Here is a 23585-nt window from a genome sequence, read left to right as displayed (position 1 = left end):
GGTTTATTCCTATCGGCACGCCGATGTCGGTAGAGCGCTGGTCGATCCAACGAAAGGTCTTGACTCTGTTGCGCGGGGCGCTGCACGCAGACGGACGTGTTCCGTCAGCTTCCCGTCGCCATGTCCGCGCTGATAGTTTCCCTGCGTGGCCGAAAACATCGTGGTCATCGGCGCGGTCGCGCTCACCATTTTGTCTTGTTTCTCCATCGTGTGGTTCGTACGAGGAGCTTTCGTCCGACACGATCCAGAACGGGCCGCGGCGAGTGTGACGGTCGCTGCTAACGCCGCGTTCGAGCTCCAACTACCGGGTAGCCCTGGCGAGCTGTTTTTTCGTTTCGACATCAACGGTGACACCGACGTCGACTACGACTTGTTGGTTTCGGGAGAAATCGTCGACGAGCGCGGCAGCACTCGCGCATTCGCCGTGAAGACGAGCCGGCACAGCAGGATCGAGGGTGCCGACGGTGCCCGGTACGCCAGCACCACACACGCTGTGACCTCGAGCACGGGATCGATCTACCTCGCGACCGTGCACACCAGCGATCGTGCCGTGCGTGGCGTGGTCACCGAACACCCAAATACGTTGTTGCGCAAAGGATCGATCTACGTTCCGCGTAGCGCATGAACGATCAGCGGGTGACGGCCACTGAGCCATCTGCGACGAGGGGGGCACGGGTGTTGCAGTGCGTTTGCGTTGGCCCGAGTACTCAAGGCTATTTTCCAGCCGTCTAATTAGGTACTCCACTACTCACGTCTTTCTCGTCGCTTCGAGCAACGCTATGTGCACCGGACGCCTCCGTGGCCCCGGAGTAGATAGCAGGAGGCTCGACATGGCGAATTTTGCGGTGCTGCCGCCAGAAATCAATTCTTTGCGCATGTTCAGCGGTGCCGGATCGGCGCCGATGCTGGACGCCGCCGCGGCCTGGGACGGCCTGGCCTCGGAGCTGGGGACGGCGGCATCCTCGTTTTCGTCGGTGACATCGGGGCTGGTGGGTCAGGCCTGGCAAGGTCCGGCGTCGGCGGCGATGGCGGCCGCGGCAGCCCCCTATGCCGGGTTCTTGACCGCGGCGGCCAACCAAGCCGCCGCGGCATCCGCCCAGGCCAAAGAGGTGGCCAGTGTGTTCGAGGCCGCGCGGGCCGCCACAATTCATCCGTTGGACGTGGCTGCCAACCGCAGTGCATTCGTCCAATTGGTCCGGTCGAACTTCCTGGGGCTCAACGCCCAAGCGATCATGGCGTGCGAGAGCCTCTATGACGGGATGTGGGCCGCCGACGTCTCGGCGATGGCGAGCTATTACTCGGGGGCGGCGTCGGCGGCGTCGAATTTGATCTCGGTGCCGGCGAGCCTCCATGAGTTCATGCAGAGCCTGCCCAGCCTGGGCATCGGCAACAGAGGCAGCGCGAACCTCGGTAGCGGCAACACCGGTAACGGAAATATCGGCATCGGAAACAGCGGCGTGGGAAACAGCGAGCTCGTCGCCCCGCAGTCGGGCAACAACAACATCGGCGCTGGAAACAACGGCAGCACCAACATTGGCGGCGGAAACCACGGCAACAACAACTTCGGCTGGGGCAACTTCGGCAGCGGCAACATCGGCTTTGGAAACAGCGGCCCCGCAGACCTTTTCAACCCAGACCTGTTCAGCTTTCATCCATCGCCGGGTAACAACAACGTGGGCATGGGCAACTTCGGCAGCAACAACTTCGGCATGGGCAATACCGGCGATGGGAACGTAGGCGGCGGGAACAACGGCATTGCAAACTTCGGGGCTGGGAACGCCGGCCACGGTAACTTCGGCTTCGGAAACACCGGCAACAACAACATCGGGATCGGACTCACCGGCGACAACCAGATGGGCATCAACCTGGCCGGGCTGCTGAACTCGGGTAGCGGCAATATCGGATTCGGTAATTCAGGGACCAACAACATCGGCTTCTTCAACTCCGGTAGCGGCAACATCGGCTTCTTCAGTTCGGGCACCAATACCGTCTTCCCAGGCCACATCAACAGCGTCGGAATCGGGAACGCGGGCACCGGACTCTTGGGCTTCGGGAACTCGGGCGCCGGAAATGTCGGCTTCTGCAACTCGGGTTTTTTGAACACCGGCTTCGGGAACGCGGGCTCGATCAACACCGGTGGTTGGAATGGAGAGAATCTCAATACGGGCCTTGGCAACTCAGGCGAGGCAAATACCGGCTTTGGGAACTCGGGCCACATCAACACGGGATTTTTGAATTCAGGCAACGTGAACACCGGCTTAGGGTTCGCCACCGACAACGGTTACGCCGGCCTCGGCACCACCGACAATTCCGGGTTCATGAACCAGGGTGGCGGAATCTCGGGCTTTGGAAACAAGTTCGTCGACGGCGGATTCGAGAGCGGTGGTTCCTCGGGCTTCTTCAACAAGGCCAGTGGCGGGGTGATTATCAGCGGCGCTATCTCGGGTTTCTTCAACGAAGGTGTCACCGGCGCGATAGGCGCTTTCCCGAGCGGTCTGTTCAGCGGCTTCAGTTCAGGCTTCGGAAACACAGGCATCGGCATACCCGGGATGCTGAGCCTCGCTCTGCTGGCTATTCACGCCGGAGGATGACACCGACGCCGGCTCGTCGAGAACACTGTTCGGTGTGACATTCTGTGCGGGTGTCCGCCGGCGGCCCGCCTTCGGGGGTGGTGACGTTTCTGTTTACCGACGTGGAGGGTTCGACCCGTCGGTGGGAGCGCGACGCGCAGGGCATGCGACTGGCGCTAGCCGCGCACGACGAGGCGTTGCGCAACGCGATCGGGATGCACGGTGGTTGGTTGTTCAAGCACACCGGTGACGGTGTGGTCGCGGCGTTTTCGTCGCCGAAATCTGCGGTCGAGGCCGCCGTGGCTGCGCAGCGGACACTTGAGTTACCGGTGCGAATGGGCTTGGCAACCGGAGAAGCCGAACTGCGAGACGGGGACTACTTCGGTGCGGTGCTCAACCGCGCGGCGCGGGTGATGGCCGCAGGCCACGGGAATCAGATCCTGCTGGCCGAGTCGACGGCGGTTCTGCCCAGCGGCGTCGATCTCATCGATCTGGGTCCGCGCCGGTTGCGGGATCTTCCTATCCCGATTCAAGTGTTCCAAGTTCGAGCTGAGGGTCTGCGCACAGAATTTCCTCCGCTGCGGGCACTGGACACTACTCGGGGAAATCTGCGGCCTGCGACCACCAGCTTGATCGGCCGTGACTCCGTGATTGCCGAGATTGAAGCGGCGGTCACGTCGCATCGGTTGGTGACGTTGACCGGCGTGGGCGGAGTCGGCAAGACTCGTCTGGCGTTGGAAGTTGCGGCACACCTTGTTGACGAGTTCCCGGACGGCTGCTGGCTTTTCGAGTTGGCAGCGGTGACTGATCCAGGTGCGGTGCCCGACGCCGTGGCGGCAGTGCTGGGCATCACCCAGCAACCGGCCACGACGGTCAGTCGCTCCGTGGCCGCGGCACTGGAGGGCCGGATTCGGCTGCTGGTCTTCGACAATTGCGAGCATGTTCTCGATGCAGCCGCTGACCTGATCGAAGCGATACTCGCGCACTCGGCGACTGTTCGCATCCTCGCCACCAGTCGCGAAGGACTCGGAGTTCCAGACGAGCAGGTTCGGCCGGTGCGCTCACTGGACGCCAAAGCGGGAATCGACTCCGCAGCGGTGAGCCTGTTCGTTGAACGGGCGCAAGGCATTTCACCGGGCTTCTCGATGGTCGACGGCGATGAAGCCGCGGCGGTCGCCGAGATTTGTCAAAGACTTGACGGGATTCCATTGGCGATCGAACTGGCCGCCTCCCGGATGGCGTCGATGACCGCCAGTGAAATGCGTGATCGTCTCGATCACCGGTTCAGGCTACTGGTCGGCTCGCGGCGTGGCCTGGAACGCCACCACACGCTGCGCCATGCGGTGGGCTGGTCCTACGACCTGCTGGCCGACGCCGAAAAGACCGTGCTCGAACGTTGTTCGATGTTCGCCGGCGGATTCAGCCTCCAAAGCGCCTGTGCGATAGCGGGATCCGTCGACCGCGACGAATACGCCATCCTCGAGGTGTTGGACGCTCTGGTGCGCAAGTCGCTCCTGCTCGCCACGCGAGCGGGCGGGCGAACCCGGTATTCGATGCTGGAGACGATCCGCCAGTTCGCCGAGGAACAACTCGTCGCCCGCGGTGAAGCATCCGAGATTCGGGCCGCCCACGCGCGTTACTTCGCCGGCCGCGAAGCCGACGTCATGACGCTGTGGGACAGCCCGCGTCAGCGCGAGGCGTACGACTGGTTCAAAGTCGAGTTTGCCAATCTGCGCACGGCGTTTCGCTGGGCTGCCGATCATGGCGACCTGGACGCGGGCGCCGCAATCGCCACTTTTGGATTTCTCGGCCCCTTTCTCGAGCACTACGAACCGATAGCTTGGGCCGAAGAATTGATCGAGCCCGCCCGCGCCGTCGACCATCCGCGACTGGCGGCGGTATGCGTGGTGGCTGCGCTGTGCTGTCTCGTCGGACGCGCCGAAGATGCAGTGCGGCACAGCGAGGTTGGGCAAAAGGTAGTCGCCGCCGCGACGGACAAGGTGTCCAATGTCGCTGAGCCATTTCTCGGCAGCGCGTACCTGTTCGTCGGCCGGCCCGACCGGTATCTCGAGTTGTGCCGCGCCCAGTCGACACGTGTGGGCGACACCAACGTATTCGCCAAGGCGAACCTGGTGTTCGCGTTGGCCGTCTCCGGTTCAAGTGACGAGGCGATGGCGATCGCCGACGGCCTCATCGATGCCGCCGAAGCAATCGGCAATCCGTTTGTGCTGTCGTACGCACTTTTCGCATGGGGCTATACCTTCCGCGACGCGGATTCCCACCGCGCGCTCGACGCGTTGCGCCGCGGCGTGCTGATCGCGCAGGACAGCGGCAACCGTTTCTTCGAAACACAATTTTCGTACTGGTTGTTCGGACTTGAGGTCGAACATGGGGACCGGGTGGCGGCGTTGGGCTATCTCGCCGTGGCCATCCGCAATAACCACGAGTCGGGCAACATCGGGATGCTGCATAACCCGCTCGCCATCTTGGCGGCCGCTCTCGACAGGCTCGGACGCTACGAACCGGCTGCCACCATCACTGGCTTCGCTATGGTCAATCCCATGGCCGCGGCGACCTTGCCCGAACTCGGCGCGGCGATAACCCATCTCCGCGAAGTCCTCGGCGACCAGATCTATGAATCGCTTGCCCGCGACGGACAAACGATGACGATCGCAGCCATGGCGACCTACGCCTACGACCAAATCGACCAGGCCCGAACAGAACTGAACGCTGTCTCCGACGAACAGGGCTGAGCGTCTACACAGAGGTGCTGTGCTCGGCAGCCAGCGAGCTCGCTATGTCGGCATGACCGGTGTCTACGGCTCGACGGGCCAGACGGTCCCGCAGAGTATTTGGAATTTCGTCGCGATTCTCGACGAGTGCGCTCCACACCTTCTGCGGGGTGTCGCCGGTGAGTGCCGCGACCACCTCCTCGACGCTGTCCATACCGTCGATCAGGTCTAGCACCCGTCGTCGCCCCTCCGATTCCTGAGCGAGGGCGAGGTCGACCAGGACCTCGATTTTGTCGCCACCCGCGGCGGCGTTCACCGCAGACGCGATCTGCTGTTCGGTCAAATCGCCGAGGTAGGACGCCAGAATCGGGATGGCGGTGTCCGGCAGTGAATCAACGAGCGGGATGGTGTCCGTCCACAGGTCGTGCTGTGCACACGTGATGAGCACCTTTCGCAGCACGCCGGGGTCCTGCATGACCGGCAGAGCGGCCATGTTCCTCCTGTCGGCGTCGTTCATTGCCATCGCGATCGGGATCAGCGCCTCCCACTGATCGGCCTCGTCGGCTACATGGATGAGGTCTCCGAGTCGCTCGGCGGGCTCCTGAGCGACCCGAGAAGCGATAAATTCCTTTGGCGTAGAGGGTAATTGGGCCGCAAGGGGGAGCAGGTCAAGCCACAGTCCCTGGTTCAGCGCCACATCCAGCACCGCGGTCAGCGTGGACTCCCGGTGCACCGCGGAATGTTGCGCGAGGACTTCCAGGCTCGCTCGGCTCATCGCCCGCGTGACCGGCAGCAGTGCGTCCCAAGCGTTGAGGCGTTCTACGGCAGTGACCAAGCTCTCGAGGACTTCGTCGCCAGCGGATGCCGCGACGTCACCGATGCGGGTCTTGTTGTCGGGACCGACGCTGGCGAACAGATCGATCGCCTCTGCCCAAAGATCGTTGTCGTGGGCCGCGCGGACGATGCCGGATAGCCGGTCGGCGAGGATCTCGACCACCTTGTCCAGCTGGGACTTCTCCTCGAGCAGGAAGCCGATATGCAGCAAGTCGGCGTCCCCCATGAAGGGCGCTGCCGCACGCAGCGACTTTTCCGGCAGTACACCCACGAAGCGCCCCATCGTGATGTGCTCATCGCGCTCGAGCAGCTTCTGGGCGACCTCGGCAACTACTTTTGCCGGCATTGCGCTGATCAATGACGCTGCCCGGCGCGGATCGAGTTGGATCGCAGTCTCCGCAAGAAACGGCGACGGCAGTTGCTCCGCGATGGCAACGCCACGGGAGGGCTCCATCATGCCGGAAATGGATGCGCACAGCAGTGGCCCGAATGCGAGCCTTGCTGCTTTGGCGCTGATGGCGACCGGTACGAGCTTGCTGGCTGCGGCAACGCGCTTGAGCCGAGCGGCATCGGCGTCGAACAGTCGGTCGGTGACTCGTTCGCGGAACGCCCGCAGCGACGCATTGGGCAGTTCCAGTAGGAAGTCGAGGTCACGCGGGTCCTCGACGTCGAGTAGCCGGGCAAGCTTGGTGATTTCCGCCGACGTAGCCAAATTCTCGCTCACAGCCCGAGCGCCTTCCGCACAGCCGGTCGGAGCAACCGTGGCGTGTGGTCGAGCGATGCGTTGATCGATTCGCCCAGCTTTTGCGCCCGACGCGTGAGCGCTGTTTCCAGAAGTCGGTTCAGGTCCTGAAGCTGCTCAGTGGGCAGGCTGGCGAATTCATCGGGAAGCGGGGCGCGCAAAGTGCGAGAAAGTTCCTCTGCGACTTCAGACATCGTTGTCTCCTGTCAGGGTGGTGGTGAAATCCTACATTTGCTGGATCTCGCTCAGTTCAGACCAGTGAGTCTCCGGTGTACGGATGCCCGCTAGCGGGGCTGCGGGACCCAAAAGGATGATTACTGTCATGGACGCTGAACTGAACCGCTGGCTGGACTCCGGAGAGTGTTTCGACTACCTCGGCTTCAACATCTTCTACCGCATGGAGGGCAGTGGACCTCCACTGCTGCTGATCCACGGCTATCCGTTCAATTCCTTTGACTGGGCGCCGATCTGGCCGACTCTGGTGCAACGGTTCACGGTCATCGCACCGGACATGATGGGCATGGGCTTCTCCGACAAACCCGTGGATTACGAATATTCGGTGCATGACCACGCCGACATGCACGAAGCGCTGCTTGAGCACCTCGGCATCGGCACCGCGCACATCCTGGCGCACGACATCGGAGATTCCGTCGGCCAGGAACTGTTGGCCCGCAATGAGTTTGGCGACCAGTCCTACGGCGCCCTGCGTATCAACTCGATCACTTGGCTCAACGGAGGCATGTTCATCGAGTCCTATACCCCACGGGCGGCGCAGAAGCTGATGTCGCGCACCCCATTAGGCGAGATCATCAGTTATGTGCAGGGCAGTCCGCTGTCCCGTCGGCTGATGGAACCGACGCTGCGCGAAATGTTCGGGCCGAATACGAAGCCGACCCGCCACATGATGGACATGTTCAACGAGATTCTGGACTACAACGACGGCCGACGGGTCCTGCACAAGGTTGGCCGCTTCATCAACGACCGCTACACCCACCGAAACCGCTGGGTGCGGGCCATGCGCCAGACTCCAATCCCGATGCGGTTGATCGACGGGCCGATCGACCCGAACTCAGGCGCACACATGGCTCGCCGCTACGCCGAGGTAATTCCTGATCCCGATGTCGTGATGCTCGCCGATGACATCGGCCACTGGCCACAACTCGAGGCGCCCGAGGCGGTGCTGACGCACCTTCTTGCCCACATCGACCGCGTCACCGCCGGCTGAGCAGCTGGCCCGACTCATTCGCTGGGCCGGCCGATTGTCGAATTAGTCGGCCACCTAGACGGTGGAGGCCAGGAAACGCCAAGCTGCCGTTCCAAAGCAGTTCAGGGCGTATTTCACCGCCAGCCAGTTCACTCCGTAACAGGACCATTGGCCCCAAAACAGGGGTATCGTCGGATCCGCCATGGGTTCGCCACCTGGACCGCCGGATCGTTATCCGCCGCCGCCACCGTCATGGGGTTCGGCGCGGCGGCCGTCGCTGCCAGTCGCGGGCAGGCGCAGTCGCACGCCGTGGATCATCGCAGCCGTCGCAACGGTAGTCGTCGTGCTCGTCCTCGTTGCGTCAGTTTTGTTGTTCTACAACGTGTTTGGCAAATCGTCGCCGCAGGGGCAGTCAGTGCTGCCCTTCACCGGTCTTGGCGGCATCGGCGGTGTGGCCGTCGATACCTCCGGTGCTGTGTACGTGACCGACTCGAAAAGCAATCGGGTGCTGAAGTTGGCGGCGGGGTCGACCACCACTACCGAACTGCCCTTTACCGGCATTAACGAACCCGAAGGTGTGGCCGTCGACGGCTCCGGCGCGGTGTATGTCGTGGATATGAACAACTACCGGGTGCTGAAGTTGGCCCCCGGCGAGAAAAGCCCGATTCAGTTGCCGTTTACCGGCTTGACCGACCACAACCGTCCCACCAGGGTGGCCGTCGACCCCGCGGGCAACGTGTATTGCCTCGACTCGGTCCAGCTGCTGAAGCTGCCGTCAGGCTCGAGCACCATGGTGTACGTGCACGGCGGCGACGACTGGATAAGTAGCGACGCTGGTGTGGCCGTCGATCGGAGCGGTGCGGTGTATTTGGTCGCTGTCAACATCATTCACTACGGCAAGTCCGAAACAAGCGTGCTGAAAATGGAGGCCGACCGGAGTCAGCCGAGCAGACTTGAACCGCCCCTCACCGGGATCAAGGAACCCGCCGGGCTGGCAGTCGACAGTGCCGGCGCGCTGTATATCGCCGACGAGGGAAGCAACCGGGTCCTCAAGCTGGCCTCGGGTGCGAAAAGCGCGGTCGATTTGCGCATCACCGGCCTCGACAAGCCTGGTGGTGTGGCAGTGGACGGCGCCGGGAACGTCTATGTCGCTGATACGGGCAAGCGAGTGGTCAAACTGCCGACGCGGTAACCCGCCGCGCGCGTGTCCGCACGATGACACGCCGCTGTGGCCGTACCGGAGCGGTCCGTTCCGCCCCGCCGACGGCTAGCGCAGGTAGACAACCGCGTTGTTGCCGCCCTGGCATACCGATCCGGCGGACGTACACGTCATGGTGTAGGTCTGGCCTGTGACCGGGCTGGTGACGGTGAACGGGGTCGACCCCTTTCCGTAGGAGTGATAAGCCTCGGCAGTGTTCATCGCGAACTCGCACGATGTCCCTGCGTTGCCGGCATAAACCGATGCCCCTCGGCTGGATTTGCCGCAGTAGGTGTCCGCCGCGGCCGGCGGGGCCGCAGCCACCGAAATCCCCCCAGCGACCGCGAGTGTCACTGCAGAGACGCCGAGAATGTGCTTGATCATCAGCCGAACCTCTCGTAGCGGGGTGTACCAACCTGACCCGAATCGCAGTCGATCCGCAAGGCGTCTCAGGGCGAGTTCCGCCCCCGCGACGCCAGGTGCTTGAGCACCAGGTCGTACCCGCGTTGGCCAAAGGCCACCAGCCTGACCTCTTCAACGCTCGAACCAGAGGTTGCGATGGTTTCGATTGCTGCCGCGATGGCGTCATCTCCGGGCCAGCGGTACGCGCCCGTGCTGATAAGCGGAAACGCCACGCTGCGAGCTCCGAGTTCGTCGGCAACCTCGAGAGACCGCCGGTAGCAGGACACCAGGAGTGATCGTTCGCGCTGGCCTGCCCGGTAGTTCGGGCCCACTGTATGTATGACCCACCGTGCGGGTAGATCGCCAGCCGTTGTCCAACCGGCGTCGCCGGTCGCGAGGCCGTCGGGGAATCGTTCAATGCACTCGCGCAAGATTGCCGGACCGCCTGCGCGGTGGATCGCGCCATCGACGCCGCCACCGCCACGCATCGCGTTGTTGGCGGCGTTGACTATCGCTTCAACGCTCTGCTCGGCGATGTTCCCGTGAACTGCAGTAATTTCCGGCATGGGCTAGTGGTGATGCGGCGGTCGCTCGTCGCGAAGCCGACTGTCGTCCCACGCCTCGCGCAACTGGTCCTCGTCCCCGAACCGCTCCAAATCCTCGGGTGTGACGCGCGCACGGGGTGGTTTCGGCGCGGCCGGCGAACGCTGTGGGGGCTCGGCTGTCATGAATCGATTGTCCCAGTTTCAACGAAGAGATTCTGAATTGCACCGCAGTCTCTGGACATCGTTTGTGACATCTGCGTCAATCAGTCCGCCAACCCGTTTGTGTCAGTGCTGAGCTCTCGGCCAGAAGTCGCCGCCGCAAACGTGTTAGCGCTCTTCGGGGTTGGGCAGCCGGTCGTGGAAGTGGTGGTCTGGTGTCGTTTGTCAGCGTGACGGCTGAGACGCTGGGGGCGTCGGCGGCGCAGCTGGCCGGTCTGGGCAAAGACGTCAGCGAGGCCAATGCGGCCGCGGCCACGCACACCGCTGGGGTGATGGCAGCCGCGGGCGATGAGGTGTCGGAGGCCATTGCCGCGCTGTTGTCCCGTCACGCACAGGCCTATCAGATGCTCAGTGCGAAGGCTGCGGCCTTCCACGACCAGTTCATCGGCGGGCTGAGCGTGGGTGCAAGGGCCTACGCGAGCGCGGAGAATGTCAACCTTTCTTCGTTCAGCGCCAACACGATCGGCGAGACTTTGATCAGTGCGATCAATTGGCCCAGCATCGCTGCCACCGGGCGCCCGCTGATCGGCAACGGCGCCAATGGGATTGCGGGCACGGGGCAGGACGGCGCAGCCGGCGGTTGGCTGATCGGTGACGGCGGGTCCGGCGGGTCGGGAGCGGAAGGCCGCAGCGGTGGCAACGGGGGCACGGCTGGGCTGATCGGCGCGGGCGGCGTCGGGGGCAGCGGCGGGTTCGATGGCGGGTCCGGCGGACGTGGTGGGACCGGTGGGCTGGTGTGGGGCAGTGGCGGGATCGGCGGGGCCGGCGGCTCTACCGTGGGCCTGTTCGCGGGCGTTGGGGGCGCCGGCGGGGCGGGCGGGCTGTTCGGGGCCGGCGGGGCCGGCGGGGCGGGCGGCCAAAACCCGAGCATTGCGCTCGGAAGTGCTGGCGGTGCCGGCGGTCACGGCGGCGCCGGTGGACTGTTCAGTGCGCTGTTCCGTGCGGGGGGCGGAAATGGCGGGACGGGCGGACTCAGTGGTGGCGGCACTGGCGGCGGCGGCGGGATTGGTGGGAACGCGGGCCTGCTCGCCGGCCCCGGTGGCATCGGCGGCGACGGCGGGTACAGCGGCGGCGCGGCCGGAGGAGCGGGTGGCGGGGGCGGCGACGCCGGCCTGCTGTTCGGTTCCGGCGGCGTCGGCGGGACCGGCGGACACAGCGGGACAGGGACCGGCGGATCCGGCGGCACTGGCGGAAACGCCGGCCTGTTGTTCTCCGGCGGCGGCGCCGGCGGGGCGGGCGGAGTCTCCGGCGTCACGGGCGGTGCCGGCGGCGCGGGCGGGAGCGGCGGCCTGTTCGGCAGCGGCGGGATGGGCGGCGCGGGTGGAATCAGCCTTCACATGGGTGGCACCGGTGGGGCCGGCGGCAACGCTCACTTTCTGCTGGGCGTCGCCGGGGCCGGCGGCGCAGGCGGTGAGGGCACTACGGCCGGTGGCCTCGGCGGCAACGGCGGTACCGCCGCGCTGATTGGCACTGCGGGCAGCGCCGGGAACGGTGGGTTCGGCGTCGTCGTCGGCGGCACCGGTAGCAATGGCGTCGATTCGCCGCTGCGGCCGGTATTCGACGCAGTCAACGCCCCCTTGATGGCACTCACTGGACGGCCGCTGGTCGGCAATGGCGTCAATGCGGCCCCGGGATCCGGCCAGAACGGGACAGCCGGCGGCTGGTTGCTGGGCGACGGCGGCGCAGGCGGGTCAGGTGCGGGCGGTTCGGGCCAGAACGGTGGATCTGGCGGGGCCGCAGGCTTGCTGGGCGCAGGCGGCGCCGGCGGTGCCGGCGCGACATCACTGACCGGTGCCGGCGGGGCTGGTGGAGCCGGCGGCGCGGGCGGGTTGTTGTCCGGCGACGGCGGAGTCGGCGGGGCGGGCGGGTTCAGTGCGGTCGGTGCTGCCGGGGCGGGCGGCGTAGGCGGAGCCGGCAGGCTGCTTGGCGGCGGTGGAAGCGGAGGGGCCGGCGGGGTCGCCCTATGGACCGCGATCGGCGATCCCGGCGGGTCGGGAGGGGCGGGCGGGGCCGGCGGGCTCCTCAGCGGGCTGTTCGGCGCTGGCGGCGGGCGCGGTGGGGCCGGTGGCGTCGGCGACGCCGGGGTGGGCGGTACCGGCGGCGCCGGCGGAAGTGCCGGTCTGTTCGGGGGCATTGGCGGTGCCGGCGGGAATGGCGGATTCGGGGGTGCCAGTGGTGCCACCGGTAGTGGTGGCGGCGGCGGGGCCGGGGGCAGTGCGGGGATGCTGTTCGGTATCGGCGGTGCCGGGGGTGATGGCGGGTTCGGCCAGTTGGCAGGGGGTGCGGGAGGTGCCGGCGGTAACGCCGGGCTGCTCTTCTCTTACGGCGGGGGCGGCGGGGCCGGCGGGTTCAGCAACCTCGGCGCCGGCGGCGCCGGCGGACCCGGCGGCAACGCGTACGTGATTGGCGGGGGCGGAGGCGGTGGCGTTGGCGGCTTTGGGGCAACCGGCGGCGGGGCCGGGGGGAGTGGCGGCGGCGCTCAGCTCATTGGCGATGGAGGTGCCGGCGGCGAGGGCGGGGGTAGCCCAGGAGTCGGTGGTGCCGGCGGCAATGGCGGCACTGCCCTGATCGGCAGTGCGGGCAACCGCGGCAACGAGGGAATCGGACTGGTGATAATCGGCGACCCCGGCCGCGCCGGGGGGTCGCCTTGATCGGGTGATGTGAACGAGAAATGGCCCACGCGTGACGGTTCGGCGTGGCCTCCGGCGATTCGCCGCACCGGTCTGGCCGGGCAGGCTATGAATCAAGGGTGAGCACCCACCACGTGAACCTGACCCCGCAGGAAAGCTCGCTGATCGGCGAGTCGGATCCCGACGCTCTGGCGCGTATGGACGAGAAGTTGTTGAAGGACCTGCAGAGCCGGCTCAGGCAAGCCCGCGAGAAGAATTTCAACTTGCTGCGGCGCCAGGGTGCGGCCCGCGTGGAGGCCGAAGGTGCCCGCGGTGCCGCTCAGCCGGCCAACGAAAAACGCAGCGAGAAGGTGGAGATCTTCGACGAGGCACTGGCTCGGGTGAGCGCGCAACTCGGCAGCTTCAGCAACGCCGAATAGCGAGGGACTCCACCGGGCTTGGACGTTGGCCCTTGCCGACGACGCGCGTGGAGCGGGCATTAGCATCAATTACCGCACCGGTGATCGAGAAATTCGCCAGGTTGCCCGAGACGCGAGCAAACCCCGCCCGCCAAGAAGGAGTCAAACGTGACGCAGGCAAAGGCGCCGGCAACCGGCTTAATGGTCGCCACCCTGATAGTTGGTGCCGCGATCACGGCGTGCGGAAACGACAAGCCATCAAGTGCGCCCTCGTCAGCGACATCGTCCGCGACCAGCGCAGCTGCCTCGCCGTCGTCCGCGGCACCGTCGTCCACCAGTGCGGCCGCCCAACCGTCGGACTACACCAATCTCCTGATCAAGCCCACCGACATCGTCGTGCCGGGGGATACCTTCACCCTCACGCAGACGCTGCCGGTTCCGACCCCAGCGGGCGTGGAGGGTCTGTTCACGAACCAGGGCGCGGCTCGCAAAATCGACGACACGATCTACATCTACCCGGACGCCGCAGCAGCCGGACAGGCGCTCGACGGAATGGCTCAGACGATCAGTGACCCCAACATGGGGATCAAGGGCCCGGCAACTCCGGGCGATGTGGGCACCCGATCAACGGTGGTGGTGGGCCCGTCAGCTGATGGCACCAAGTACGTTGGAATGGTGATCTTCACCGAGGGCAGAACCTTCACCGTCATCGAATTCAACAGCGCGCCAACCGATCCGGTGCCGCAGGACGTAGTTCTCGACATCGCCCGCAAGCAGGACGCCGCCATCAAGAGCGGGCTGCCTGCCTGAACGCGCAGATCTTGTTGAGCGCCAACAGGTCTACCTGGTAAGGCTTAATCGACCTGCCGTCGAAGGGGAATAGCTCATGGGCAACACCGACGCCGCCGCGATCCGCGCCGCACGCGGCGACTGGATGGAAGAACACCTGGCGATGTACCTCGACTCGGGCGGAGCGCAAGGTCACATCGTCGACATCAGCGCCGTCGGCGGCCGCGAGATGACGACTCACTGCCTGATCAAATACACGGGCCGCAAGTCGGGGAAGACCTACATCAAGCCACTCATCTACGGCAACGCGGGCGGCGAAATCGTGATTGTGGCATCCAAGGGCGGGGCCGACAAGCACCCGGAGTGGTATCTGAACATCGTCGCCAGTGAAACCATCGGAGTGCAGATCGCGACTCAAGCGTTTGAGGCGACATGGCGCGAACCGGAGGCTACCGAGCGCCACCAAGTGTGGGACTACATGTGTCACCTCTACCCGCCGTACGTGTCCTATCAGCGGTCAACGAGCCGGCACATCCCGCTCGTCATGCTTAAGACCGTGCGACCGCTCGAGGTCTTCACCTCAAGCGGCTAGCCCGTCCACCCGAACCACTCCTCGAGTTGTGTCGTTGAAGGCAGCGTCATTTCGGCGTTCACGGCTTCGAAGAGCTTGAGGGCCGCGGCGAGTGACAAGTCAGCGAATCGGCGCAGCACAGCGAATTCCGAATCCAGGACCACAAAAAAGGTGCTGCTGCCGACGACCCGCAACTGGGATCCGTCCGCTGTCGGACGGACACTGGCCGTCAACCACTGATTCTGATCGTTCCACCGGTTGACCAACTCCAGAAGCCTGCTGCGCTCATCCGACGGAAACTGCAACCCCGTGCGCACTCCGAACTTGACCACATTTGGCGCTCCGCTCCGCGTCCGCATGTAGAGCTGGAACGGGCCGGCCTTCGATGACATGAACACCAGGCATTCACCGTCCTCGGCGCGAAAGAACCGGTATCGCTGTTCGCGCAAATAGCGTTCGATCATCAACTGACCGATTCCTGTGCTGTCCATCGCACCTCACTTTCACAACTCCGTTGAACTCTGAGGTCTCAACGGTCGCAAGGCGTTCTGCATGCTTACTTGACGAATCCTTGGGAACGCTTTTTCCCATCCGCTTATGCGTCATGCTGAGAGCGGTGAACGCAAAGTTCGGAACCGCGATGATGATGGCCCTCGGTCTGTTGACCGGTTGCTCATCCGGCGCTGGCAATGGCCCTTCGGCCACCAGCAGCAGTGCTCCTGCACCTGCCACCACGATCAGTCGCACCGATACCTATGGCGCGTTTACGCAGGGCTATACGGTGCCATGGGCCGACTCGCCAGATTTTTCCAACCTTCGCCACACGCTCAAGGTCAAGGCATCGGTGAATGCCGGGATTGTCTCTTCGTTCACAGTCGACACCGGATCGGTGGGCATGGTGGTCCCGGCTGCCGAGGTGCCCAACATTCCGGCCGGAGTTCCGAGCGGCAGCCTCACCTACAGTTCCAGCGGGCTGAAGCTGACGGGCGTGTGGGCGACGCTCCCGATCAGCTTTCCGCAAGCAGTAAACGCGGCCGGCGCGAACGCGGCCGCCCAGGCAACGGTTCCGGTGTTGGCGGTGACTGAGGCGGAATGCACTGGCTCCGGGGTCAATTCGGGCAGATGTCAGCCTCACATCCCGCACATGCTCGGCGTCGGCTTTGGGCGCGGGACGACGGAGCGGACCGCGCCAAACCACAACCCCTTTCTCAACTTGACCGAGATGGTCGCGGGCACGATGCGGCGCGGCTACATCATCGGACGCGGTGGCCTGTCGCTGGGCCTCACCGCAGCAAATGTCTCCGGCGCTTGGACGATGCAGTCGCTGACCGACGCGGGCGCACCCGCCGCCGGCACCCACCACGACTGGAAGATGCTGGCCGGCGGCTTCACCCTCGGTTCCACCAAACACGAGGCAAAGGTCCTGATCGACACGGGTCTGCTGAACATGATCGTCGAGGATGGCGGTCTGCCGTCGCACGGCGAGGTGACACCGGGCACCGATATGACGATCGCGCTCGGCAGCGTGAGCTATCGCTTCGCCGTCGACGATGGCGGCGCGCAGACACCGTCGAGGGTGAACTACGCCCGCGCGTCGCACGGGGGCTTCATCAACACCGGCCTTCGGGCGCTGGGCCGCTTCGACCTGCTTTTCGACGCCGACGGCGGCTTTCTGGGTTTGCGTGCTCCCTAGCGAAGGCAGTCGCTTTGCTCAGTTCCGATACGTCAGGAATGGGTAGACAGCGAAGTAGAGCGGCATCAGATAACTAGTCGAAAGGCGGAGTCGAATGGTTCGTCACGAGGGGGGCCGGTGGGACGTCGGCGCAAAGGACGGCTCGGTATATGTCGAGCGCATCTCGGAGGACGACGAACAGGTACTCCTGGATGTGATCACACCCGACGAGGCCCGTGATCTCGCCGGGTTGCTGACGAAGTATGCGGATAAGGCCGAGGAGTCCGACGGGTCCGACGATGAGGACTCTGACGAGTCCGACGACGAAGATTCCGACGACGAAGATTCCGACGACGACGACGAGGACTCAGACGACGAGGACTCTGACGACGAGGACTCCGATGACAAGGACTCCAAGGACTCCAAAGACTCCGACTAGATCACCCCTGCCCGGTCGCGTCAGGCCCGGGCAGAACCGCTTGTTAACGCTTCGTGACGGCAATCTTTAGGGGTTTACGACCGCGAAGTGGACCGGACACCTAAAATTCTGCGGGTGTTCATCAACGATGTGCGACTGACGGCGGTGCGCGTTCAACTGAACCGCACCTGGCCCGCCGGCGCCGTCGCCCTGATTGTGCTGATTCTCGTCGCGTTGCAGGTCACGGCGGACACTGCCGGTTTTGAGGGTCCGCTGCACAGCCTGGCCAGGGATTACGTCGGTGTTCCGAAGTCGGCAACCGTGCCCTGGGCAAGTCTCGGCCTGGCTATGGCCGGGTTGTCCAACCGGTATCGGATCATCGCCCTCACGTCAGCCGTGATTCTCGACGTTGCTTTCGCTGCGGAGAGATTCGTCCGCCTCGGTGCGCTGACGGTCGGCACCGGGCCGCTGATCGTGCTCACCGGACTGGCGCTGTTGGCATTGCGCCGCTGGTTGAAGGACGAACCGGCGCAGGATCTGCGCGGAGTCGCCTTCGGCCTGTTGCTCATCGTCGCGACAAAAGTCGGCGACAGCTGGTTGCGGATAACCGCGATCGTCCGGCCAAAGGTCCTCGACGAATACGCGCTGCTGGCCGATCACGCGCTCGCGCAACCCTCCTGGCTGTTCGGGCGGCTCGTGGAGGCGGGCGGCCCCATTCTCAGCGCTGCGTTGCACTGGGTGTACATCGAGTTGCCACTTGCGGCAGTGGTGGTCGCGATCTACCAGTTGCGCAACGTCCGTACCGAGGGCTGGCCGCGACACTTCGTGGTGCCGACGTTTCTGCTGCTCGGCCTGATCGGGCCGCTGATCTACGTGTTGTACCCCCTGGTGGGGCCCGATTTCGCGTTCGGCGGTGCGGGCCTGGGCTTCCAGGTCGGTGATTACTGGCCGCACACGTTGCCCCCGATCGATCTATCACCGCGAGCCGTTGCTTTCGACAGTCAAATTCCTCGCAACTGCATGCCGTCGATGCACACGGCCTGGGCGCTCGGGGTGTTCATCCATTCCCGGCGCGGGCCGGTCTGGCTGCGAACGGGCGGCACGTTCTGGCTGGTGTGCACCATCAGCGCAACACTGGGCTTCGGCTACCACTACGGCGTCGACCTCGTGGCGGGCGCGGTGCTGTGCCTGACGGTAGAGGCGGTACTGCGCGAATCGTTGCGAGGCCAGATCTGGTCACGGGTGGGGCTGGTGGCCTTCGGCACGGCGTTCTTGGGTGTGCTGTTGTTCTGCTGCCGCTATCTGGCCGAGGACATGGCACGCCATCCGCTGATCTTCGGCCCACTCATCATCGCGACGATGACGGTGTTCATCACGGCCTTCTACGCGACCTTCTTCGCGCGGCCAACCGCTGCCATGAAAGCCAGGACAGCGTCCGTTCGCAGCAGCTTCGCAGCGGCCATGATGGAGTCTGCGCCCCAAGCGGACACCGGGCCGAGCCGGCTCTAACCGATTCAGCCGAGTTCGGCCCGCAGGTCGGCCAGCCGCTGAAGCACCCCAGCGCGCGCTTCCGGCGTGCCGAGCACCGTGCGGTCAACGTAATGCGAATCAGTGTGTTCGTGGACTCCCGCGATCTTGCCTTCGCGCACGTGGACTACCAGACAGTATTGGTTGTGGTACCTCGACCCGTCGTGCAAGGTGCGGGTCGAATCGAACTCGAGCACCACGATGTCACCCTCGCCAACGATGAAGTGGAAGTTCATTCCCGAAGGGTCGTCGGCGTCGGTGTACATCGCCCGATTGAGTAACTCGAGTTCTTTGAGCCGACTCTTGGGAAGTGCGCCGTCTTCGAGTCCGAAGGCGCTCGCCATCGATGCTGGTGGGCGCCAGACGAAGTCGTCGGCGGTCATCGCCAGTCCTTCCGGCGAGGCCATGCCTACGGCGAACCAGGTCAGGACCAAGTCTTTGGGCATCGGTTGCGTTGAGACGTCGGACATGCGGTGAACGCTACGCCCTGGTGACGCCAGCTGTCGCACCCTGGTGACGGAGTGCAGAATTTAACGTACGATAGAAAACTGTGCGCCAGATCCGTATGTTCAGCTGGTCGGTTACTCCCATAAGAACCTAATGACGATTAAAATTTCCGTGCGCGTTGCGGCGGTTCGGCGCCTCTACCAGGCGTTGGCGACCGGTGACCGGGATGCGCTCAAAGAGCTGTTGCATCCCGACTTCATCGGACACGCCACCGACGGTCTACCGCTGGGGGTCGGTGGTGAGCACATCGGTCCGGATGCGATGCGACGTGAGGTGTGGTGGCAACTCGGTCGTCACTACGACGTGGCGGCCCAGCCCGAGGAGTTTCACAACCTCGACGACGGCCGGCTACTGGTCGCCGGTACCTATCGGGGCGCCGGGCGCCGGTCCGGCAAGAAGCTCGAGGCGGCGTTTCATCACGTAATCGGCTTCTCCGACGATCACCGCATTACGTCGCTGCGCCAGCTGACCGACAGTGCCGCGTGGATCGAAGCGCTCGATGAACCGGCAGCTCTGATGACGATCGATTACTCGGTCGCAGGTGGTCTCGCGACCGTGCGTCTGAACCGACCCGCTGCCCGCAACGCAATCGACCCACAGATGGCTTCGGAATGGCTCGTCGTAGCCCGCCGAATCTCAGACGATCGCACGGTGCGTGCTGTCCTCATCTGCGGAGACGGTCCGTCGTTGTCCGTTGGCGGCGACATCAACTCATTTCCGGCGGACAACTCCACGTCCTTCAGCGCGGTGATGGAGCGGATGGTCCCGCCGTTCCATGAAGGCTTCAGTCTGCTCAACAGGGTCGACGCGCCAATCGTCACCGCCGCCCACGGAGCCATCGCCGGCGGTGCACTGGGGTTCGTCTACGCGGCCGACCTGGTGCTCGCAGCGGAGGGCACCAAGTTCGTGACCGCCTTTGCAGCGCTGGGTCTTTCGGGAGATGGCGGCGGGACCTGGCACCTGCCGCGCCTGATCGGCGCGCGTCGGGCTGCTCAGTCTTACCTGCGGAACACGCCCATCGAAGCGTCCGAGGCGCTGGAGTGGGGGATGGTCAACGAGATCGTGCCCGCCGACGAGTTACGGCCACGGGCTCTGACGCTGGCCACCGAGCTGGCGCAGGGTCCCACTCGTGCCTTTGCCCGGATGAGGGCGTTGTTGCGGGACTCGTGGCACAACGATCTGGCCACTCAATTGCAGGCAGAGACCGAAGCCCTGAAGGTTGTCGCCGACACTGACGATGCCGCAGAAGCGCTGTCAGCCTTCAGATCTAAGCGTGCACCCCGCTTCACCGGAAGGTAGAACATGGGACTGATCAACGATTCACCCGAGCACAAGGCGATCCGGGCCAGCGTCGCCGGCATTGCCAAGCGGTACGGACCGGAGTACTTCCTGGAAAGGGCGCGCACGGGCGGGGACATCGACGAGTTGTGGCAGGACCTCGGTGCCGCCGGTCTGCTCGGCCTGCATCTGCCCGAAGAATACGGTGGCGGCGGGGGAGGCATGGCCGAGGCCGTCGTTGTCGTGGAAGAGCTTGCCGCACATGGGATGCCGCTACTGATCTGGGTCATCTCGCCCGCAATCTGCGGTAGCATCCTGGCCCGTCACGCCTCCGAAGACATGAAGCGGCGCTGGCTGGCGCCAATCGCGGAGGGGACCAAGAAGATGGCGTTCGGGCTGACCGAACCCGACGCCGGATCCAACAGCCACAACGTCCGGACGACCGCGACCCGAACCGACGGTGGCTGGCGGATCTCCGGCTCCAAGTACTACATCTCAGCGGTGGACCAGGCCGATGCGATACTGCTGGTCGCTCGCGACGCAGAGCATTCGACCGCTGAGCGTGGCCGTCTCTCGTTGTTCGCAGTACCCACTGACAGCCCTGGACTGACCTTTGCCCCCATTGCCACGTCGATCGTCTCACCAGACAAGCAGTTCACGGTGTACCTCGATGACGTTGCGGTTGAGCAAGATTCGCTGATCGGTGGCGCGGGAGACGGTCTGCGGCAAGTCTTCGACGGACTCAATCCCGAACGTATCCTGGTCGGCGCGCTGTCCAGTGGGATCGGGCGGTACGCGATCGCCAAGGCCGCGGACTACGCGAAGCAACGCCGCGTCTGGTCGGAACCCATTGGCGCGCATCAGGGTGTCGCTCATCCGCTGGCCGAGTGTCACGTTGCGGTTGAACTGGGGCGACTGGCAACAGCACGTAGCGCAGAGCTTTTCGACGCCGGGGAATCGGCCGCGGAGTCCGCCAACATCGCTAAGTTCGCCGCTTCCGAGGCCGCGTTGAAGGCTTTGGACCAAGCCATTCAGACCCACGGTGGCAACGGGTTGTCGCACGAGTACGGCCTGGCGGAACTCTGGTTCATCGCTCGATTGATGCGCACCGCTCCGGTGAGCCGTGAGATGGTGCTGAACTTCATCGCCCAGACATCGCTCGGTCTACCTCGGTCTTACTAGGAAATCGGCATGCACACAGAAGAATTCGACGTAGTGGTGATCGGCGCGGGTGCGGGTGGTTTGTTCACCGCGGCGCGGTTGGCGCACCGGGGCTACCGAACACTGGTGGTAGAACGCCTCGACAAGGTGGGCGGGCGGGCTTCCACCGACGACATCGACGGGTTCAAGATCAACACCGGTGCCATCGTGATCGAGGTCGGTGGCATCACGCAGCAGACTTGCGCCGAGGTCGGGGCGCCGTTCGACATCCGCGAGCCCAAACCGCCGCTGCTGTACCGGATCGGCGGCAAGGATGTCGACGTCACTGGCGGCGGATGGGGTTTCCTCTTGGGCAAGCTCACCCGCCAAGGCGCCAAACTGGTCGCCGGCATTGGTGCCGCCCGCAGCGATCCGGGGCTGCCCGAAGACCAGATCAGCACCGCCGAATGGGTCTCGCGTTATACGAAAAGTGAACGGGTGCATGGCATTTTTCGCAACATGTGTGCCTCGATCTTTGCGGTCGGGTCCGAGGACCTGCCGGCGCGGGTCTTCCTCACCTACTTCACTCGCAAGAGTGCGTTCAAGCGGTTCGGCTTCCACCCGGCAGGCACCATCGGATTGTGGCGGGGCCTGGCTGGCGTCGTCGAATCGCATGGTGGCCAAGTGTGGCTTTCCTGCCCGGCCAGCAAAATCCGCTGCGACGGGACCAAGGTGACCGGTGTCGAAGTAGTCCGGGACGGCGAGAAGGTAAGTGTCGCAGCCGCGGTCGTGGTGAGTGATGTCGGGCCCGCCGCCACCCTCACGCTGCTCGGCGAAGATAGTGTTCCCGCTGACTACCAGGACCTGGTCAAGAAGGGCGATCGTCCGACGGCGATGATCTCGGTGAACTTCGCGAGCCGAGAGCGCCTGGTCGCCGTTCCGGGAATGCTCAGCTTTGCCACCTCGAGGCGGTTGGCCTATATCGCGAATTTCACCGATACCTGCCCGGAGATGGCGCCGCAGGGATGGCATCTCTACGTCGGGACGTCGGTGCCCAAGCCATCAATCGGTGAGTTCGACGAGGACGCCGAAACGGCACTCTTGTTCGACGACCTACGTGACACCATCGACGGGTTCGACCGGCGCGCAACGATACTGAGCGTAGTGGTCACGCGCGACGACTGGCCGCCGCAGCGGGCGGTGGCGGGTTTCGACCTTCCGCACGACACCCCGCTGGCAGGCCTCTGGAATGTAGGCGACGCGGTGAAGGAATATGCCAACGGCGGCACCACGGCGTGTGCCGAGACGGCAGCACTGGTGGTGGAGAAGATCGCGGCGGCCTACCCGTCCGCTGCTGTCCGCTAGTCGGCGGTCAAGGCATCGTGTAGCCGCCGCTCACCGAGATGATCTGCCCGGTTACCTGCCGAGCCGCCGTGGGCGAACAGAACCAGGCCACCGACTGCCCGATATCCTCGGCGCTCGTCAGGCGGCGCAGCGGGGTGCCCTTGACCATGAAGTCGATCTGGTCCTGGTTGAACACGTTGTCCTGGCCTACCGCCCACAGACTCGATTCACCGACCGCTTCGGGGCCGTCGGGGATCACCAATCCCGGACAGATGACGTTGGATCTGATCCCGTGCCGGCCATGTTCGCGCGCGACGGTGCGGGCCAGTGCTACCACCGCAGCCTTGGACGCCCCGTAAATGCCCTGCCGGATCTGTCCGAACGCGGCATCGCTGGCGATGAATGCGATCGCCCCACTGCCGGCGTCTTTCATCGGGCCGATTGCGGCCTGAGTAGCGGCAACCGCGCTGAAGAGGTTGATCTCGATGGTGCGCTGCCATTTGTCACGATCGGTGTCGGTGGCGATGAAACCGGGCACGCTCCAGCCGGCGTTGTTCACCAGGATGTCGATGCCGCCCCAGTTGTCCACAGCGGCCGCGATTGCCGATTCGGCTCCGCCCGCCACGGTCAGGTCGGCCAGCGCAATCTCGACGTCGGCCGCGCCTTGGTCCTGCGCCTCGCCGCGCACCCGTTCGGCCTGCGCCTTATCGATGTCGTTGATGACGACTCGAGCCCCTTCGGCCGCGAACACATGAACGATGCCACGCCCGATGTTGGAGGCGCCGCCGGTCACCACCACTCGTGCCCCGGCCAAACCAAGGTCCATGCTGCGCTCCTCATCGTTGGCGAATGTTGTGACCGCCTT

At 64.7% G+C, this 23585-nt stretch carries 23 protein-coding genes and 1 pseudogene; 16 read left to right on the top strand and 8 right to left on the bottom strand.

The window, feature by feature from the left end; all coding sequences use genetic code 11:
* Window positions 1-145: 145 nt before the first annotated feature.
* The 3 genes from ACZY1I_RS21725 to ACZY1I_RS21715 all read left to right on the top strand — a co-directional run bounded on the left by ACZY1I_RS21725 (window position 146) and on the right by ACZY1I_RS21715 (window position 5323).
* On the top strand, window positions 146-625 hold the full coding sequence (locus tag ACZY1I_RS21725) for a hypothetical protein (RefSeq protein ID WP_463756958.1): 480 nt from the start codon (window positions 146-148) through the stop codon (window positions 623-625).
* A 205-nt stretch (window positions 626-830) separates the two neighbouring features.
* Window positions 831-2591, top strand: a complete 1761-nt coding sequence (locus ACZY1I_RS21720) for a PPE family protein (protein WP_463756956.1) — start codon at window positions 831-833, stop codon at window positions 2589-2591.
* 44 nt (window positions 2592-2635) lie between these two features.
* Window positions 2636-5323 carry an ATP-binding protein gene (locus tag ACZY1I_RS21715; protein WP_463756954.1) on the top strand — a complete coding sequence of 896 codons (2688 nt, stop codon included), beginning with the start codon at window positions 2636-2638 and terminating at the stop codon, window positions 5321-5323.
* A gap of 4 nt (window positions 5324-5327) precedes the next feature.
* Here ACZY1I_RS21715 and ACZY1I_RS21710 read toward each other — a convergent pair whose 3' ends face one another.
* A complete protein-coding gene (locus tag ACZY1I_RS21710; protein ID WP_463756951.1) occupies window positions 5328-6860 on the bottom strand; it encodes a hypothetical protein in 1533 nt (510 codons plus the stop codon).
* Window positions 6857-7072: a hypothetical protein gene (locus ACZY1I_RS21705; RefSeq protein WP_463756949.1), complete on the bottom strand. Its 216-nt coding sequence runs from the start codon at window positions 7070-7072 to the stop codon at window positions 6857-6859. The genes ACZY1I_RS21710 and ACZY1I_RS21705 overlap by 4 nt, the downstream gene beginning before the upstream one ends.
* Window positions 7073-7200: 128 nt before the next feature.
* Between ACZY1I_RS21705 and ACZY1I_RS21700 the strand changes: the two genes are divergently transcribed.
* The 3 genes and pseudogenes from ACZY1I_RS21700 to ACZY1I_RS21690 all read left to right on the top strand — a co-directional run bounded on the left by ACZY1I_RS21700 (window position 7201) and on the right by ACZY1I_RS21690 (window position 9274).
* On the top strand, window positions 7201-8103 hold the full coding sequence (locus ACZY1I_RS21700) for an alpha/beta fold hydrolase (protein ID WP_463756945.1): 903 nt from the start codon (window positions 7201-7203) through the stop codon (window positions 8101-8103).
* A gap of 388 nt (window positions 8104-8491) precedes the next feature.
* Window positions 8492-8734: pseudogene (locus ACZY1I_RS21695) on the top strand (serine/threonine-protein kinase PknD); the annotation flags it as partial.
* A 138-nt stretch (window positions 8735-8872) separates the two neighbouring features.
* Window positions 8873-9274 carry an NHL repeat-containing protein gene (locus ACZY1I_RS21690; RefSeq protein WP_463757168.1) on the top strand — a complete coding sequence of 134 codons (402 nt, stop codon included), beginning with the start codon at window positions 8873-8875 and terminating at the stop codon, window positions 9272-9274.
* Between the two features lie 75 nt (window positions 9275-9349).
* Here the strand turns inward: ACZY1I_RS21690 and ACZY1I_RS21685 are convergent, their stop codons facing one another.
* From ACZY1I_RS21685 to ACZY1I_RS21675, 3 genes are all read right to left on the bottom strand, one after another.
* Window positions 9350-9664, bottom strand: coding sequence for a hypothetical protein (locus tag ACZY1I_RS21685; protein ID WP_463756942.1), 315 nt, complete (start codon window positions 9662-9664; stop codon window positions 9350-9352).
* Between the two features lie 65 nt (window positions 9665-9729).
* Window positions 9730-10248, bottom strand: coding sequence for an O-acetyl-ADP-ribose deacetylase (locus ACZY1I_RS21680; RefSeq protein WP_463756939.1), 519 nt, complete (start codon window positions 10246-10248; stop codon window positions 9730-9732).
* A gap of 3 nt (window positions 10249-10251) precedes the next feature.
* On the bottom strand, window positions 10252-10410 hold the full coding sequence (locus ACZY1I_RS21675) for a hypothetical protein (protein WP_463756936.1): 159 nt from the start codon (window positions 10408-10410) through the stop codon (window positions 10252-10254).
* A gap of 191 nt (window positions 10411-10601) precedes the next feature.
* Here ACZY1I_RS21675 and ACZY1I_RS21670 point away from each other — a divergent pair, with 191 nt between their 5' ends.
* The 4 genes from ACZY1I_RS21670 to ACZY1I_RS21655 all read left to right on the top strand — a co-directional run bounded on the left by ACZY1I_RS21670 (window position 10602) and on the right by ACZY1I_RS21655 (window position 14855).
* On the top strand, window positions 10602-13097 hold the full coding sequence (locus ACZY1I_RS21670) for a PE family protein (RefSeq protein WP_463756932.1): 2496 nt from the start codon (window positions 10602-10604) through the stop codon (window positions 13095-13097).
* 98 nt (window positions 13098-13195) lie between these two features.
* Window positions 13196-13495 carry a hypothetical protein gene (locus ACZY1I_RS21665; RefSeq protein WP_463756928.1) on the top strand — a complete coding sequence of 100 codons (300 nt, stop codon included), beginning with the start codon at window positions 13196-13198 and terminating at the stop codon, window positions 13493-13495.
* 147 nt (window positions 13496-13642) lie between these two features.
* Window positions 13643-14284 (top strand): hypothetical protein, encoded by a 642-nt coding sequence (locus ACZY1I_RS21660; RefSeq protein ID WP_463756925.1) that lies wholly within the window; start codon window positions 13643-13645, stop codon window positions 14282-14284.
* A 76-nt stretch (window positions 14285-14360) separates the two neighbouring features.
* Window positions 14361-14855: a nitroreductase/quinone reductase family protein gene (locus ACZY1I_RS21655; protein ID WP_463756921.1), complete on the top strand. Its 495-nt coding sequence runs from the start codon at window positions 14361-14363 to the stop codon at window positions 14853-14855.
* Here the strand turns inward: ACZY1I_RS21655 and ACZY1I_RS21650 are convergent.
* Complete coding sequence (locus ACZY1I_RS21650; RefSeq protein ID WP_463756918.1) at window positions 14852-15325, bottom strand: YbjN domain-containing protein; 474 nt, start codon at window positions 15323-15325, stop codon at window positions 14852-14854. The two genes, ACZY1I_RS21655 and ACZY1I_RS21650, sit on opposite strands and share 4 nt — an antisense overlap.
* Before the next feature lie 125 nt (window positions 15326-15450).
* Between ACZY1I_RS21650 and ACZY1I_RS21645 the strand changes: the two genes are divergently transcribed.
* From ACZY1I_RS21645 to ACZY1I_RS21635, 3 genes are all read left to right on the top strand, one after another.
* Window positions 15451-16527: a hypothetical protein gene (locus tag ACZY1I_RS21645; protein ID WP_463756915.1), complete on the top strand. Its 1077-nt coding sequence runs from the start codon at window positions 15451-15453 to the stop codon at window positions 16525-16527.
* A 94-nt stretch (window positions 16528-16621) separates the two neighbouring features.
* Entirely contained in the window at window positions 16622-16945 is a 324-nt protein-coding gene (locus ACZY1I_RS21640) for a hypothetical protein (RefSeq protein ID WP_463756913.1), read from the top strand.
* Window positions 16946-17059: 114 nt separating this feature from the next.
* Window positions 17060-18433, top strand: coding sequence for a DUF5933 domain-containing protein (locus tag ACZY1I_RS21635; protein WP_463756911.1), 1374 nt, complete (start codon window positions 17060-17062; stop codon window positions 18431-18433).
* Window positions 18434-18438: 5 nt separating this feature from the next.
* Here ACZY1I_RS21635 and ACZY1I_RS21630 read toward each other — a convergent pair whose 3' ends face one another.
* Window positions 18439-18921 (bottom strand): nuclear transport factor 2 family protein, encoded by a 483-nt coding sequence (locus ACZY1I_RS21630; protein ID WP_463756909.1) that lies wholly within the window; start codon window positions 18919-18921, stop codon window positions 18439-18441.
* Between the two features lie 130 nt (window positions 18922-19051).
* On the opposite strand from ACZY1I_RS21630, the gene ACZY1I_RS21625 reads away from it, so the two are divergent.
* From ACZY1I_RS21625 to ACZY1I_RS21615, 3 genes are read left to right on the top strand one after another with little or no spacing between them, the layout of a single operon-like run.
* Window positions 19052-20257, top strand: a complete 1206-nt coding sequence (locus tag ACZY1I_RS21625) for an enoyl-CoA hydratase-related protein (protein WP_463756907.1) — start codon at window positions 19052-19054, stop codon at window positions 20255-20257.
* 3 nt (window positions 20258-20260) lie between these two features.
* A complete protein-coding gene (locus tag ACZY1I_RS21620) occupies window positions 20261-21418 on the top strand; it encodes an acyl-CoA dehydrogenase family protein (RefSeq protein WP_463756903.1) in 1158 nt (385 codons plus the stop codon).
* A 9-nt stretch (window positions 21419-21427) separates the two neighbouring features.
* Entirely contained in the window at window positions 21428-22741 is a 1314-nt protein-coding gene (locus tag ACZY1I_RS21615; RefSeq protein WP_463756900.1) for a phytoene desaturase family protein, read from the top strand.
* A 7-nt stretch (window positions 22742-22748) separates the two neighbouring features.
* Here ACZY1I_RS21615 and ACZY1I_RS21610 read toward each other — a convergent pair whose 3' ends face one another.
* The gene (locus tag ACZY1I_RS21610; protein ID WP_463756896.1) at window positions 22749-23546 is read right to left on the bottom strand and encodes an SDR family NAD(P)-dependent oxidoreductase; all 798 of its coding nucleotides are present in this window, start codon (window positions 23544-23546) and stop codon (window positions 22749-22751) included.
* Between the last annotated feature and the right edge of the window lie 39 nt (window positions 23547-23585).

The organism is Mycobacterium sp. IDUB_37 (assembly GCF_055419245.1).
Note: the sequence above shows the minus strand (reverse complement) of the source record. Positions and strands in the feature narration are given on the sequence as shown.

Coding starts and splice junctions, on each gene's coding strand:
- ACZY1I_RS21615 (WP_463756900.1), top strand. CDS start 21,428: ATGCACACAGAAGAATTCGACGTAGTGGTGATCGGCGCGGGTGCGGGT.
- ACZY1I_RS21640 (WP_463756913.1), top strand. CDS start 16,622: ATGGTTCGTCACGAGGGGGGCCGGTGGGACGTCGGCGCAAAGGACGGC.
- ACZY1I_RS21690 (WP_463757168.1), top strand. CDS start 8,873: ATGGTGTACGTGCACGGCGGCGACGACTGGATAAGTAGCGACGCTGGT.
- ACZY1I_RS21675 (WP_463756936.1), bottom strand. CDS start 10,410: ATGACAGCCGAGCCCCCACAGCGTTCGCCGGCCGCGCCGAAACCACCC.
- ACZY1I_RS21655 (WP_463756921.1), top strand. CDS start 14,361: ATGGGCAACACCGACGCCGCCGCGATCCGCGCCGCACGCGGCGACTGG.
- ACZY1I_RS21625 (WP_463756907.1), top strand. CDS start 19,052: ATGACGATTAAAATTTCCGTGCGCGTTGCGGCGGTTCGGCGCCTCTAC.
- ACZY1I_RS21700 (WP_463756945.1), top strand. CDS start 7,201: ATGGACGCTGAACTGAACCGCTGGCTGGACTCCGGAGAGTGTTTCGAC.
- ACZY1I_RS21705 (WP_463756949.1), bottom strand. CDS start 7,072: ATGTCTGAAGTCGCAGAGGAACTTTCTCGCACTTTGCGCGCCCCGCTT.
- ACZY1I_RS21620 (WP_463756903.1), top strand. CDS start 20,261: ATGGGACTGATCAACGATTCACCCGAGCACAAGGCGATCCGGGCCAGC.
- ACZY1I_RS21610 (WP_463756896.1), bottom strand. CDS start 23,546: ATGGACCTTGGTTTGGCCGGGGCACGAGTGGTGGTGACCGGCGGCGCC.
- ACZY1I_RS21650 (WP_463756918.1), bottom strand. CDS start 15,325: ATGGACAGCACAGGAATCGGTCAGTTGATGATCGAACGCTATTTGCGC.
- ACZY1I_RS21720 (WP_463756956.1), top strand. CDS start 831: ATGGCGAATTTTGCGGTGCTGCCGCCAGAAATCAATTCTTTGCGCATG.
- ACZY1I_RS21630 (WP_463756909.1), bottom strand. CDS start 18,921: ATGTCCGACGTCTCAACGCAACCGATGCCCAAAGACTTGGTCCTGACC.
- ACZY1I_RS21680 (WP_463756939.1), bottom strand. CDS start 10,248: ATGCCGGAAATTACTGCAGTTCACGGGAACATCGCCGAGCAGAGCGTT.
- ACZY1I_RS21685 (WP_463756942.1), bottom strand. CDS start 9,664: ATGATCAAGCACATTCTCGGCGTCTCTGCAGTGACACTCGCGGTCGCT.